At 54.7% G+C, this 13,321-nt stretch carries 9 protein-coding genes; 6 read left to right on the top strand and 3 right to left on the bottom strand.

Annotated elements, in window-relative coordinates:
- Window positions 1–400 precede the first annotated feature (400 nt).
- The 4 genes from HMPREF2635_RS13005 (at window position 401) to HMPREF2635_RS08045 (ending at window position 4,976) form a co-directional block, all read left to right on the top strand.
- A complete protein-coding gene (locus HMPREF2635_RS13005) occupies window positions 401–1,135 on the top strand; it encodes a DUF4352 domain-containing protein (RefSeq protein ID WP_083317769.1) in 735 nt (244 codons plus the stop codon).
- Between the two features lie 117 nt (window positions 1,136–1,252).
- Window positions 1,253–2,704, top strand: a complete 1,452-nt coding sequence (locus HMPREF2635_RS08055) for a hypothetical protein (protein ID WP_246824864.1) — start codon at window positions 1,253–1,255, stop codon at window positions 2,702–2,704.
- Between the two features lie 206 nt (window positions 2,705–2,910).
- Window positions 2,911–3,999, top strand: coding sequence for a thermonuclease family protein (locus tag HMPREF2635_RS08050; protein WP_070754334.1), 1,089 nt, complete (start codon window positions 2,911–2,913; stop codon window positions 3,997–3,999).
- Between the two features lie 182 nt (window positions 4,000–4,181).
- Window positions 4,182–4,976: an HTH domain-containing protein gene (locus tag HMPREF2635_RS08045; RefSeq protein ID WP_070754335.1), complete on the top strand. Its 795-nt coding sequence runs from the start codon at window positions 4,182–4,184 to the stop codon at window positions 4,974–4,976.
- A 130-nt stretch (window positions 4,977–5,106) separates the two neighbouring features.
- Here the strand turns inward: HMPREF2635_RS08045 and HMPREF2635_RS08040 are convergent, their stop codons facing one another.
- Together HMPREF2635_RS08040 and HMPREF2635_RS08035 are read right to left on the bottom strand one after the other, a co-directional pair.
- Window positions 5,107–6,678 carry an AbgT family transporter gene (locus HMPREF2635_RS08040; RefSeq protein WP_070821546.1) on the bottom strand — a complete coding sequence of 524 codons (1,572 nt, stop codon included), beginning with the start codon at window positions 6,676–6,678 and terminating at the stop codon, window positions 5,107–5,109.
- Window positions 6,679–6,707: 29 nt separating this feature from the next.
- Complete coding sequence (locus HMPREF2635_RS08035) at window positions 6,708–7,916, bottom strand: M20 family metallopeptidase (RefSeq protein WP_168162663.1); 1,209 nt, start codon at window positions 7,914–7,916, stop codon at window positions 6,708–6,710.
- Window positions 7,917–8,056: 140 nt separating this feature from the next.
- On the opposite strand from HMPREF2635_RS08035, the gene HMPREF2635_RS08030 reads away from it, so the two are divergent.
- Both HMPREF2635_RS08030 and HMPREF2635_RS08025 read left to right on the top strand, forming a co-directional pair.
- Window positions 8,057–9,103 carry an Lrp/AsnC family transcriptional regulator gene (locus HMPREF2635_RS08030; protein ID WP_070821545.1) on the top strand — a complete coding sequence of 349 codons (1,047 nt, stop codon included), beginning with the start codon at window positions 8,057–8,059 and terminating at the stop codon, window positions 9,101–9,103.
- A 118-nt stretch (window positions 9,104–9,221) separates the two neighbouring features.
- The gene (locus tag HMPREF2635_RS08025; RefSeq protein WP_070821544.1) at window positions 9,222–9,728 is read left to right on the top strand and encodes a GNAT family N-acetyltransferase; all 507 of its coding nucleotides are present in this window, start codon (window positions 9,222–9,224) and stop codon (window positions 9,726–9,728) included.
- Between the two features lie 31 nt (window positions 9,729–9,759).
- On the opposite strand, the gene HMPREF2635_RS08020 is transcribed toward HMPREF2635_RS08025, so the two are convergent.
- A complete protein-coding gene (locus tag HMPREF2635_RS08020) occupies window positions 9,760–13,080 on the bottom strand; it encodes a DEAD/DEAH box helicase (RefSeq protein ID WP_070821543.1) in 3,321 nt (1,106 codons plus the stop codon).
- Window positions 13,081–13,321 lie beyond the last annotated feature (241 nt).

Genomic DNA, 13,321 nt, shown 5'->3' with positions numbered 1-13,321 from the left:
GAAAATGAAGGCAGAAAATGCTGCAGCAAGAACTGCCGTCTCCTAGGTTGTGCGGCCCCCAGCATCGATCCCACAGGACTTTCTCCCTGAGCATCACCACACATAGTCGCTTTGCAGTTCCAGAGTCAGATGCAACCCACCAGTTCAAGCCCTGGTAGAGGCATGTTGGGGGTGCAAGCATCCAAGGAATTAACGTTATTGATTTTGACTTGAAAGACGAATAAGCGATATTTATATCACGACGTTCTCTCGTCTACAACAGGAGCCAACAAGCGCAGCCTGACTATCTACACGAATGGCACCATAGCTTCGGATTGTTTCCCCACCGACCACCTTATTAAGGCTTGCATCGGTAGCCCTCTCTCCTTCGACAAACGACCAATGAAAAGTTCGATAAAATATGGTAATTGACAACTCAAACCCGTTCAACGTTCCCGAAGTTAGGAAGCAGAGCTTCTTCAAGAAACCAGTGCCCCTTTGGTCATTGGGCGCCGCGCTAATCGCAGGTCCACTGCTAACCTTCGGCGCCATCACACTCGCGGATGATGGAACGACTGACGCTCGGGTAAACACCGACGAGAATTCCTCGGCGGTTCCAGCCAACTTACACTCAACTGCACCAAGTTCGACTTCAACCGGACAGGATGATTCCCCGTCTTCGACAGACGAAGGTCAAAACATTTTTTCGGTGGGAGAATTATCTACCAACCACGGGATCCATCTAACAGTAGAATCAGTTGAGATAGTCAGTGAGCTAGGGATTAAAAAAGAAGCTCTCGAGTACCTCACTGATTCAGAAGCTTTAACCCCAGATAACGACGGAGCTAAGTTTGTCCGAGTAAACGCTTCTATTACTAATGAGAGCATCAAAGCCCTTCATTTGTCATGCGGCTTTGACGGCTTTACGGTGCTCATGAATAGCCAAGGACAAGAATATACCACTGTTAAAAATCTGTACCATCTCGAAGGAAACCCTGACTGTTCCGATTCAATCGCTCCTGGTTTCTCGGGGAAAGCATCTTACGTCTATGAAGTGCCTGACAACCACGAATTGGGGTACTTTGTCTACGCAGATCCTTCAGTTTCAGGCGCTACCGACAATCCGACCCTTATTCGTTTGGGAGAATCCGTCTAGCGAACACTTTAGGTTCAGATAGCAGACACCTTCGCATCACGAGGTAAACGCCTCGACCGCAGGTATTTCATCAATATCCAGCGGTCTATTGAAGACCCCTTCGAGCTGGATGAAGCAGTGATTTCCGTACCTGCCGATGGCGTTATTCGAACCAACTTCAACCGTGACATCGTTCTTGATCTCAGCAGCATGGAGAAACAACACGAAGCAGGTTACATTCCCGTTTCGCTGCTGCTTGATCAGATGGGACTTTTCGAATGGTTCGGCAAGCTAGGCAACACGGAACTCATGACCGCATTCAGCGATGGGATTCTCCGTCAGGTCAACGAATACAAGATTCCCGCAATTGAGTTGGACAAGCAGACGGACAAAGCGGCTGTGGCTACCGTCTTCGAAAAGGTCAATGTTGGCGGGCTCCCACTCAACGTTTTTGAGCTCCTCACAGCGGTGTTTGCAGGCGATGCGGAGTACTACGACAAGTACCAGCGCGATTTCCGCCTCAACGATGACTGGGTGGAGACTAAGGAACTGTGGAAAGAACATGACGTCCTCCACAAGGTGGAGAACACTGACTTCCTCCAAGCAATCACGATGCTGACGACTCTTGATCGGAGTAAGCATTCATCGGGAGGCCGCAAAGTCGGCCTGTCTGCCAAGAGGGAAGACGTACTAAAGCTTGAGTTGAACGACTACCTCACCTGGCGCGACGCGCTGCGTCAAGGATTCATCTGGGTAGCAGGCTTCCTCGCGGACCTGCACATCTATCGGTTCAGGGATGTCCCCTACCCGAAGCAATTGGTTCCACTTGCTGCCATCGCTGTTGTTCTTGGCAAAGAAGCAGACAAGCACCACGTGAAAGAAAAGATCACACAGTGGTTCTGGAGCGGAGTCTTGGGCGAGCTCTATGGCTCTGCCATTGAGACGCGCTTCGTACGTGACCTCGAAGGGGTACCTGCTTGGGCGATCGGTGAAGAAACTACCGCCCCGCGCACCGTGCAGGACGCTACCTTTGCTGAATCTCGCCTTCACTCATTGCGTACCCGCAATGCCGCGGCCTACAAGGGCATTGCAGCACTGATCATGGCGCAGGGCTCAACAGACTGGGTCGAAGGAAAACAATTCGGCGCATTCCAGTACAGGGACATGGCCGTGGACATTCACCATATTTTCCCTCAGGACTGGTGCAAGAAAAACGAAATCGATAACGAGCGCCGCGAGTCCATCGTCAACAAGACGACGCTGAGCGCACGCACCAACCGTGTCATCGGCGGCGTTGCACCGTCGGCATACTTGTCCAAGGTTGAGAGCGAATCTGGCTTCGATGCTGACGGCGTGGACGACGTTCTCCGCGGACACCTCATTTCGCCCGAAGCACTGCGCAGTGACAACTTTGATACCTTCTTTGAACGTCGAAGAGAATCGATCTGTGTACTCATTGAGGGTGCTCTGAAGAAGACGGTTCAACGCGATGTCAGTGAAGGAAACGCTGTCGAGGACTCCTCATTCTTCGAGGAAGAAGCCCTTGAGGAACCAGGCCAAGATGAAGTAGCGCCTGCACAGGAGCACTAAGGAAGCTAGTTTTCTCGGCGGCTCACTCGTGGTTTTAACTAGGACTTGTTCATCCGGTCTTGGGCGCCCCGACGACCGCCAGACCTAGGTTCACAGGTCGACTACGATTCGGGCTCGGAGTTTGCAGCTCCCCTACCTCCGTTTCCCACCCGACATGTATACTCCTGTTGTTCTTGTTACTCTCTTTCTCTCGTGGGGTTCCTGATATGGGATTTTTCAAGGTTGTCGCTGGGCTGTTAGCCGCCGGTGGAGTGGGTTACGGTGCCTACGCCGTATTAGGGCCAGACTCTTCCGATGACGTCATTACGGTTCACAACGTCATCGATGGCGACACCATCGATGTAGTGCAAGGCGGTGAGACCACACGCGTTCGCCTACTCAATATCGATACCCCGGAGATGGGCAAAGAGTGCTTGGCCGAGGAATCTAAGCAATACTTGTCTGGCCTGCTGCCAGTGGGCACGGTAGTGACACTGGAGTACGACGCTGAACGCGAGGACAAATACGGCCGCACGTTGGCCGGTGTATTCAAGGAAGGATCACTGGTCAATGCTTCCGTTGCTGAGGAGGGTTTCGCTGTTCCGATCAAGGTGGGCGGAAACACTCGTTTCTTCTCGGAGGTCTCTGCCGCAGCCGACCGAGCCCGTGCTGCGGGCAAAGGAATCAACTCGGCCGGCCCGGAATGCGTCTTTGGTGATGACAGCGCCTACCAGTCCTACCAGGACGCACGCTCCGCTGTGAATGGGGCGCAGCAGTTCCACTTCGATGACGTTTGGAATGACGAACAGCTCGACAAGGCTCGTAGCCATGCCTCCCGCCTAGCCACCGCCAAGTTAGCCGTAACCAAGTTGGAGAAGGCCATGGCGGAGCAGTCTGAGTTTCAGAAAGAAGCGTTTGGCAAGGAACAAGCAAAGCTTCTCGAAGAGCTAAAGAAGGACGCCGCTGTGCGAAAAGAAGCTTTGGATCACGAGATTTCCTTTGCCAATGAAGAACGCGAAAAGAAACGCGCCGAGGAAGAAGCGGCGCGTGAAGCTGCAGAGGCCGCGCAACGTGAAGCAGAAGAAGCAGCTCGCCGTGCCGAACAAGAGGCCGCGGAGGCAGCCCGTCGCGCGGAGCAGGAAGCCCAGCAAGCTGCCCCCGCCTACCAAGCACCGGCTGCACCGGCGCCCAGCAATCCGGTGGATAACTACACCGGTTGCCGCGCCTACGGCGGAAACTACGCAATGACCAGCGTTGATAAAAAGGGACGCCCCTACGCCAAGATTGACTGCACCACACGCGTGCAGATTGGGTAAAACGGCTTAGTCGAGGTTCCCGTCTCTCGTTGACGTTGAAGGGGAACCGAGGAGCCACAATTCAAGCATCTTGGGACCACCGCAGCACAATCGAGAATGCACCACCACAAAATAAAGGGAACCGCTGAAGCTAAAATCGCCAAGGCATACATTTTTCACTCGTTGAAAGGATGAAAACTTTCATGCCAGATCCTTCATGGAAATCTGTCATAATTTCCGTCCTCGAAGCTGCATCCGAGCCCCTTCACTATTCCCAAATTGCACAAACAGTAGTAGACGAAGGTTTACGAAAGAAGGTCGGAGCTACACCGGCTAACACGGTAGCCGCTCAACTTGGATTCATGACGGACCAGGTCACACGGATTGATAGAGGCACCTATTTTCTGACCGACCGACTCCACGAACTTAAAGCAGAGGAAAGATCATCAGGAAAAGTATCAGAAACAGTAGAACTGTCGCCTCAGGATATTGACAGTGATGTACCAAACGGAATCATCAATGCGTTTGGCATGTACTGGCGTCGTGATGAAGTAGCTTGGGACGCCACTACTCCTGTTCTCCTAGGAACGCAGATCAGTGGTGGCCAGGAAATTGATTTTGCGCAACAGATAGGAATTTACATTCTTTATCAAGGCGAACGCACTGTATATGTCGGACGGGCCGCCAAAGAGAGCCTAGGAAATCGTCTCCGTGCACACACGAGGGACCGTCTAACAGCTCGATGGGACCGGTTCTCGTGGTTCGGCCTTCGCCCAGTTAGCGAAAGCGGAGGTTTGAGGGAAATCTCCACGAAACACGTAACTCCAGATCTCATCACAGAGACTATGGAAGCAATCCTCATCGAGGGACTAGAGCCACCTCAAAATCGCCGTCGCGGGGACAAAATTGAAGACTCCGAGTTTATCCAGATCACGGACCCGCAGATCGAGAAAAAGCGGATCGAAGCAACACTCGAAAGGTTGAGGAAGAAACTGTAGCGATGCGCAACCCTATACACGGCACAGCGATTCTCCGAGGTTAATAAGTGAGGGCGGGCGTCCCCCGCAAGGGGGAAGAGGCCCGACCGGGGATCTATCGTCCGGTATTTTACTACACCACACTGTCCTACTACAGGTGAGCGGTTACGCCTGGGCCATAGGGGATTTCTAACGCGAAGAATACAAGGAAGACGGCCAAGAAGGTACAGAAGAACGCAATCGTATAGGGCAGCATGATGCTGACATATGTGCCCACACCCGCACTCTTGTCGTACCGACGGATATACCCCAGGACGATCGGTAGATAAGGGGATACCGGTGTCACCATGTTCGCGGAGGAATCGCCCATACGATAGGCCGCCTGGATGAAGCCAGGGTGATAACCCAATTGCATAAAGAGTGGAACAAAAACCGGCGCTTCCAATGCCCACTTGGCGCTGCCTGACGGAATGATCAGGTTGAGCAGGGCTGTGAACACGATGTATCCGATAATCAGGAAGATTCCGGTAAAACCAATTTCTTTTAAGAAATCACTACCGTTGACCGCTAGCCAGATACCGATGTTCGACCACTCGAAGTACTTGATGAATTGCGCGATGGCAAAGACCATTACAATGTAGCCGGACATTCCGGAGATACCTTCTGCCATATATGACGACAGATCCTTGGAGTCCTTAATCTTCCCCATCAGGATGCCGTAACTAGTGCCGAGGAGCATAAAGAAGCCGAGTATGATCGGAATGATGCCCGACATGAACGGGGAATCGATGATTGCCCCGTTTTCGCCCCGGAGTGGGCTATCGGGGAGCAATACGACTACCGCAATTAGTACGATGTACGCCGTCCCCAGGACAGAAGAAAATAGCAGGGCTCTGTCGCTTTCCTTTGTCTCTTCCTCTAGCTCCTCGGCGTTTATTGAACCTTCGTACTTACCGAGGCGCTTTTCGGTGACATAGGTAGTGACGAGTCCTCCAACGAGCGTAAGGGCAAAGACGCACACAACGTTGAAGTACCAGTTTGCAACGGCTGTTACATGCGCCTCTGGGTCGACAATTCTCGCGGCTTCGGTGGTAATTCCCGCAAGCAGTGCATCAGTACCGGCAACAAAGAGGTTTGCGGTGAAACCAATGCCCGCACCGGCGAAGCCTGCAGCGACACCGGCAATGGGATTTCTTCCCGCGTGGTGAAAGACGATCCCGATCAAGGGCGGGATGACAACCATCGCAGCGTCGGAAGCGAGGTTGCCGATCACTCCAATGAAAACCGCCGCGTAAGGGAGGGCCGCGAAGGGCACTCGACGAACGGTCTTTTGCACGGCGTGCTGAATGTAGCCGACCTGCTCGGTCAAGCCAATGCCGAGCATCACGGCTAGGACTAGTCCCAGGGGCGCAAAACCGGTGAAGTTCTCCAGCATCGAAGTCAGGATGTACTCGATGCCTTCACCCGACAGAAGGCTACGAATATGGACGTCTTCCCCGGTTCCTGGGTGGGTGACCGAACCTCCGAAAGCATGGCCTATCGCAGACATCACCATGACTGCTAACGCCAGAATTACAAAAAGCAGGAAGGGATCTGGCAAGGCATTGCCGACCTTCTCGATCGTACGGAGAACATCTCGACCGAACTGACGAGTCGAGCGTGTGGATGACTTTTCCGCACTTTCTTGGGTGACCGGCGATGAGTGGGAGCTAGCGCTAGACATAGCCACTCCTTACTTAGTTTGCTGGGGTGTTATTCGTTGAAAGTTCGCTTCGCTTCTTCCACGACTTCGGGGTCGCGGAAACCGGCTAGCAAGGTGGCGGCGAGAATCAAAGCGCCGTCGATGATCGTTTTCTTTGCATCAGGACCATCGGCAGCTGCTGCGAACTCACGGGTATGAGGCGGGGCATCCTGGGTCAAGCGGATCATTGGGTGGATAGCGGGGACTACTTGGCTAACGTTGCCCATGTCTGTAGACCCAGAGAACAGTTCGTTCGGAGTAGTCTGGCGCCCAACAGCCGAAAACGCTGCTTCAGCGATGGTGACCAGAGCTGGGTTCGACTTCAGCGAAAGGTAGGCCGGAGTAGTCGAGGTGATGCTCACAGTGCAGTCGGTGGCAAGAGCGCCAGCTTCGAAGCAATTCTTAACGCGCGGAACAACGTTCTCGAGAAGATAATCGGAGTCCGATCCACGCACGAAAGTCCGAATTCCGGTTAGCTCGGGAATTACATTTGGTGCTTGCCCACCGTTAGTGATGATCGAGTGGATCCTAATATCATCCTTGATCTGCTGGCGGAGAAGGCCGATCGCATTTAGCGAGAGAGTTGCTGCGTCGAGTGCGTTACGTCCGTCTTCCGGCGCAGCCGCGGCATGGCTGGCCTTGCCCTTGAACTCAACATCGAGAGCGACGCGAGCAAGGCTCCCTCCCCCGACCTTCTCCTCGTTGCTCGGGTGGATCATTACGGCGTAGTCAACCCCCTCGAGCACCCCATTCTCGATCAACGGGACCTTACCTGCCCCGCCCTCTTCACCGGGGCTGCCGATAACCACCAAGTGAGCGCCCGTCTTCCCATCGGCTTCCAAATCTGCCTTTGCGATTTTCGCTGCGCCCAAGCCGCTTGCTGCGATGATGTTGTGGCCGCAGGCGTGGCCTACCTCTTCCAAGGCGTCGTACTCACAAAAGACTGCCAGTGTTGGCGAGTCGGCGGTTGCACTGGCCGAAGACCATTTGCCGACAAAGGCCGTTTCCAGGCCTCCGAAACCGCGGGTGACTTCGAACCCGGCGTCCTCTAACTCAGCGGTAAGGCGCTTAGCGGCGTGGTACTCGGTGAAACGGATTTCAGGGTGATCCCACAGATCCTTGGCAACGTCGGCGAGGTTGTCGGCAAATTCGTTGGCGTAGCATTGCAGCGAATCTACCAAGTCCTTGATGTTGGTCGAAGACTGCTCTTGCTCAAACATGGAACTCCTTGACGAATGAAAATGAGACATAGATGCAATCCACGCGAGTTAATGCCATGGATCACATTGTCGAGGTATGTTATTTAAATAAACTTTCTGGAAGCTCTACTTGTTTGAATGACGTTTAGAAACAGGAGAATATGTTCGGTATGGACTCTGGGATAGATCCTGGAAAGACCATGATGTCGGAATTGGACTTCGCGTTATTTGATGCCCTTCAGCGCAATCCCCGCGCGCCCTGGGCGGAAATCGCGCGGACAATTGGGGTAAGCGGCCCCACGGTGAGGCGACATTGGCACGCTCTGGTGAAGTCGGGAGCTGGCTGGATCGCTACCTACCCAAATAGGGTCCGGGGGTTGATGTGCTTCAGCGTGCGGGTCAAGTGCCAGCCAGGGTTCGTAGAGGCAGTCGCCAAGCAACTTTGTCAGGTCCCAGAAGTGATGTCGGTAAGTGAGATGACCGGCGCGTACCAGATTCAGCTCATAGTCTTTGTTCCTAACAAGAGCCGCGTGCGCCCAGTACTCAATGTGTCCATAGGTCAGGTCGAAGGCATATCCGAACTAATCATTTCACTAATGTCGGATGTCCAGCTTGAAGGTGCTCAGTGGAGCAGCGGCACCCTTGGCCGAATCGAAAAATCACCCAATCTTTACAAGTTCCCGGAAGTAGAGTTCGACGAACGTGTGGAAAAGACGCTTCGTGTGTTGGAATGCGATGGACGAGCCGGCGCCTCGCGTATTGCTTCATCTTTGGGGCTCGGTGACCCACAGGCCCGGCGGATTGTTAAACAGTTTCTCTCGCGGCGGGTTCTTATCCAGCGAGTGGAGGCTGCACCGCTCCACGACGAATGGCCTGGAGTGCTGGCCCTATGGCTGCTGGTCCCGCCGGCTAAGCTCGACGAGGTAGTCACGAAGATTAAGACCTTTCCAGACGCGCGCTTGTGCACAACACTGGTAGGTGGGGAAGCAAACCTCTACGTCATTTTATGGCTAAGGTCCTTCAGCCAAGCCAACGAAGTGGAATCTGACGTAGTCCGCGGCTTACCGACTCGCGTAGTCAGCCGCAGCATCCTCCTGCAGCACCACAAGAGGGCGGGAGTGCTCCTCGACAAAGAGGGGAGGAAAATCGGCCACGTCCCCTGGACAGATAGTCCTTCACTGCATGCACATGTATTACATGCGTGCTGATCGTGAAGACCCCTCGTTTAGTGGACACTAAGCAGATGCGTTTGATGGGAATTGAAGGGATTTCACCGGGTGATTGGATAGCCTGGGAGTCCTGTAAATCTCAATGAAAGGACTCCCTATGAATCAAGATTTCGCCCTCCAGACCCCACGGCTTTCATTGTCGGTGCCTACGGATGCCGATATTGATGCCATCTTTGCCATTCACTCGGATGCCCGTACCTACGAACATCGTCCTGAACTGGCGATGAAGACCAGGGATGAGGCCGTAGAGCTGGCACGCTCGTGGCAAGAGAACTGGAGGGATAAGCAGTTGGGCTACTACGTGGTGTCCACGCTTGATGGCACCACTATTGGTTTCACTGGTGTGCGCCATAGCGAAGAAGCCGGTGAGGAAGTGCTCAACCTCTACTACCGTTTCGCACCCGAATCGCAAGGCCGGGGCTATGCCAAGGAGGCAGCGGCCGCTGCAATTGCCAGTGCGCGCGAACGTTTCCCGCAGCTCCCCGTCGTAGCCATCATCGATCCCACCAATGAGGCGTCGATTGCCCTAGCCTTGAAACTCGGACTTCAGCACGTCCCCGGCGCAGGAGTGCCGGATGACTACGAGGTGTACCGCCTCGACTGAATAAGAACCGTCTAGTCGAGGCGGTTTTCACCTAGCGCTTCCACGTAACAAGGGCAACCACGCCGAAGACGACGGTGCCGAATGCCGCAACCATCCACGCGAGCATCATCAATCCAAGAAACACATCTGGGGCACCAGCAGCTGCTCCCACGACTATTGCGATAGTCAACGCAAGCAAACCTAGAGCTGAGCGTTTGAACCAGCGTGGGGACTTTCTCTCCTTGCGCGGCTGAGAGGTTTCTGGGACCGGCTGAGCTGGCTCCACTGATGGTGCCGGCGCGAAAGGAGATTCTTGCTTCGGCGTCGGTTCCGCGAACCAAGATAAAGATTCATCCTGTGTGTTCTGCTCACGCTGCTGTGGCGTCTCTGCCCACGGTGATGGCTGTTGCGCAGGCGACGGTTCTTGTTGTGCGTGCTGCGTTGGCTCCCAAGGTGCATGGGACGGGCTCCAGCCTTGGATCGGAGAAAGGGAGTCGGCGGCATCCTCCAGCTCAGGATCCTCGTTAGTGACCGGACCTGCTATTTCCGTGGCGGTTGTGAGCTCATCATCCACAATGAATGGATTATCTGCCTGCAGGTTCGAGACTGTCACGGCCTCGATAATGTCCGTTTCTTCCTCTTCCTGGCGCAGCTGCTCCTGCGCCCATGCGGCGAAGTCTTCCCGCTTCACCAGTGGTTTGTTGTAACGCACCGCAAGACTTGCTTTGCCGTCCTGGGCTGTGAGGTCATCAGTTACGAGGACATCACACCGCGTCTTGGTTACGGACTGCTTGTACACCAGACCCAACCCCGCACAGAATTCTTGAAGCACCGGCCCTTGTGGATAAAGCTGATTGTCAATGATGGTGGAGCCACGGAATGCTACGCGGGTACCTGGCGTCAGGACGTCCGCGGCCCGCGCGACATTGTTTTCTGCCTGCGCAACCTGCGAACCGGCAGCAGCGGCAGTCGGGGCTGCCTCGGTTTCCTTCACTGGAACAGCGGCTGGCTCCTCCGCGACTGCACCGGTGTTCGCTACGTCGGCGTCCGCTGCGGAGGCGGGTGCTTCGAGGAACGGACCGTGCTCGTACCAGAACTCAAAGTCAGCCTGCGAAATGATTGGCTTCCCGAACTCGCGAGCTGCTTGAGCTTTACGAGACATCGATGCCACATCGCGGGCGACGAGTACATCGCACCGTGTCTTCGACATTCCCTTTTTGTACTCAAGGCGGCGGATACGGCAGATGCGGTCGAGACGTTCGTCGTCGGCGGGGCCGCCGAGGAGCTCGTTACGGCCGGTGAAGGCTACTCGGGTTCCCGGAACAAGGAGACTCGGGACATCCACAGTGGTGTTTTCGACTGCTGGCAGTTCCACGGTGCGAGTATCGATGCGTGCGACGCGGGCCAGGATGTCGTCGTAAAGCTCCTGCGTCCACAAGCCCCTTGATACCGCCCATGCAGAGAGAAGCTCGGCGCACTCTTCCACTTCAGCGAATGAACGCGGCATCACGGTGCCACCAGACATCGCTGCCCACGCATTATCCGAATCCGTGGCCTGCAACTGGTCCAGGGTCATCGGCGCTTTCGGTGCCCAGGAAGGAATAAGCACTGCGCCTTCGGTTTCTCGTTCTGCGGGAGGAACTAGTTGTCCACGTGACGGAGCAATCGTGCCCTTCTCATAGGCAACCGCCATCGACTCACACCGGCTGACGACGTCATCACCCTCCGGTTCAAAGCTAAAGTCCCCCACCTCGTAGCCGATTCCGAGCGCAACATCCATGCCCTTTTCTTGGTGGCGAACGGCACGCTCGAGCATGGCTAGGCGATCACCAACGACGATGCCGCCTTGTGCCTGACGGAGCAGAAGCGGCCAGAAATCTCCCAAGGTCGGTGCCATTGCGAGACCGCCCACCGGAACCTTGTAGCGCTGTCCAAATTCCCCGAGGTCAGCCATCGGATTAATCCACGAGCCAAAGCTCGCTACCCGAGCACCGTTGTGATACACAACCGCATGAATCCGTGCAATGTGTTCACTCATGCCGAAGCTCACGCCGTTGAATGACACGAGCACCACGCGGTCAGTATTGACACCGCTACTTACTTCTCTCCGGACCCGACGGACAAGAGCATTGTTGGCGCGTATGTGACGAGGCTCCACCGGAGTGGAAAAGCGTAGATGTTCCAAATCAACTGCACGTGATAGTGCAACGTAGAACTGCCCATCGGTGGCGGTGCCGCCGGCAAGGTCGATGTAGAGCTTAGGAATTGTCTTGCCCTGGCTCTTATGGATGGTGATGGCCCAAGCCAGGATGACTGGGAATTGCCTAATCGTTCCGATGGTCTCACTAACCAGGCGCGAGCCATCAACTCCTGGCCGGTTAATTTCCCACGTGTGCGGGGTCAGAGTGACTACTTCCCCCGTTGCATCAATCCGCACATCGATCTCGTGCTCAGTTGCCCGCACGATTTGGCCAAAACTTCCGTTGACGAATCGGCCCTTCGGGTCGTTGATCACGGTCATGACGCGTGCACCCTCGGCATAGTGAAGTTCGTCCTCACCGCTGAAGGAATTGGCTGGAAGCTCTCCGGTACATTCCGCAACCGAGACGAACTTTTCTGTAGGAAGACCAGCTAGCTTTTGCCGGTTAATCCTTGCCACCGTCGACTTACGCGACGTCAACGTCACCCAGTCATCTGGAGCATCAAAATTGGGAGCAACCAACTGGTTCAGAATGTCCAGTGATTCTTCGCCGACACTTCCCTCACGCACCTCGTTGAGAAGGTCAATAAACGTTGGGTCGGCCTGACGCCAGACCTGGGTTAGGTTCACTTCTTCCAGGTCGAGCTGTGTGTACACCTGGGCGGAGAAGAAATAGGGGCTCTCCCACATCGAGTTGAAAAGCTCAGCCTCATTCGGAGTAACGACCGGTGGCAACTGCAGCAGGTCACCGACGAGAACAAGCTGTACGCCGCCAAAGGGCTTCCCATTCCTGCGGATACGGCGAAGAGCCTGATCCATCATGTCGAAGAGATCCGCACGAACCATTGAGATCTCGTCCACGACGAGAATGTCGGTTTTCTTAAGCACGTCCCATGTCACGGTGGACGGGTGCCACCCACCGCCCCTTTCTAGATCACTGGGGACCATCGATGGCCGAAAACCAAAGGCTCGGTGGATGGTGAAGCCTTCGATGTTGAGGGCAGCAACACCAGTGGGTGCGGTAACAAGTACTTCCTTGTTCCCCGTGTTTTCAAGGAATTCCCGCAACAGCGTGGACTTACCGGTTCCGGCCTTACCTGAAATGAGAACGTTCCGTCCTGCGCCGATTAAATCAAGAGCATGACGAAATTCTTCAGTTAGCGTGATTGCCACGATTCCTCCGAGAGAGTGAGCGAGTCCAAGAGAGATTCAACAGAAACTAACTTATCGGAGTCTCCGGACAAGAGATAGGTTGCGCCAAACAGCTGTTCGTTAGTCCCACGGAATTCACAAAATTCCGAAATGCGCTGAACCGCTGTGCTTCGTCGGTAGCATAGGCACAGAACTCAATGCCTCCTCTAGCTACCGAACCTAGGTAACAAACTGTGATGTCTATGGAGTTTTTGGACACGGA

The sequence above is a fragment of the Corynebacterium sp. HMSC035E02 genome (assembly GCF_001836065.1).
GTDB lineage: Bacteria > Actinomycetota > Actinomycetes > Mycobacteriales > Mycobacteriaceae > Corynebacterium > Corynebacterium hiratae.
This window is presented reverse-complemented; position numbering and strand designations above follow the sequence as displayed.

Bases quoted from the DNA above. Each gene is read 5' to 3' on its own strand.
- HMPREF2635_RS08050 (WP_070754334.1), top strand. From the start codon at position 2,911: ATGGGATTTTTCAAGGTTGTCGCTGGGCTGTTAGCCGCCGGTGGAGTG.
- HMPREF2635_RS08030 (WP_070821545.1), top strand. From the start codon at position 8,057: ATGTTCGGTATGGACTCTGGGATAGATCCTGGAAAGACCATGATGTCG.
- HMPREF2635_RS13005 (WP_083317769.1), top strand. From the start codon at position 401: ATGGTAATTGACAACTCAAACCCGTTCAACGTTCCCGAAGTTAGGAAG.
- HMPREF2635_RS08035 (WP_168162663.1), bottom strand. From the start codon at position 7,916: ATGTTTGAGCAAGAGCAGTCTTCGACCAACATCAAGGACTTGGTAGAT.
- HMPREF2635_RS08025 (WP_070821544.1), top strand. From the start codon at position 9,222: ATGAATCAAGATTTCGCCCTCCAGACCCCACGGCTTTCATTGTCGGTG.
- HMPREF2635_RS08045 (WP_070754335.1), top strand. From the start codon at position 4,182: ATGCCAGATCCTTCATGGAAATCTGTCATAATTTCCGTCCTCGAAGCT.
- HMPREF2635_RS08040 (WP_070821546.1), bottom strand. From the start codon at position 6,678: ATGTCTAGCGCTAGCTCCCACTCATCGCCGGTCACCCAAGAAAGTGCG.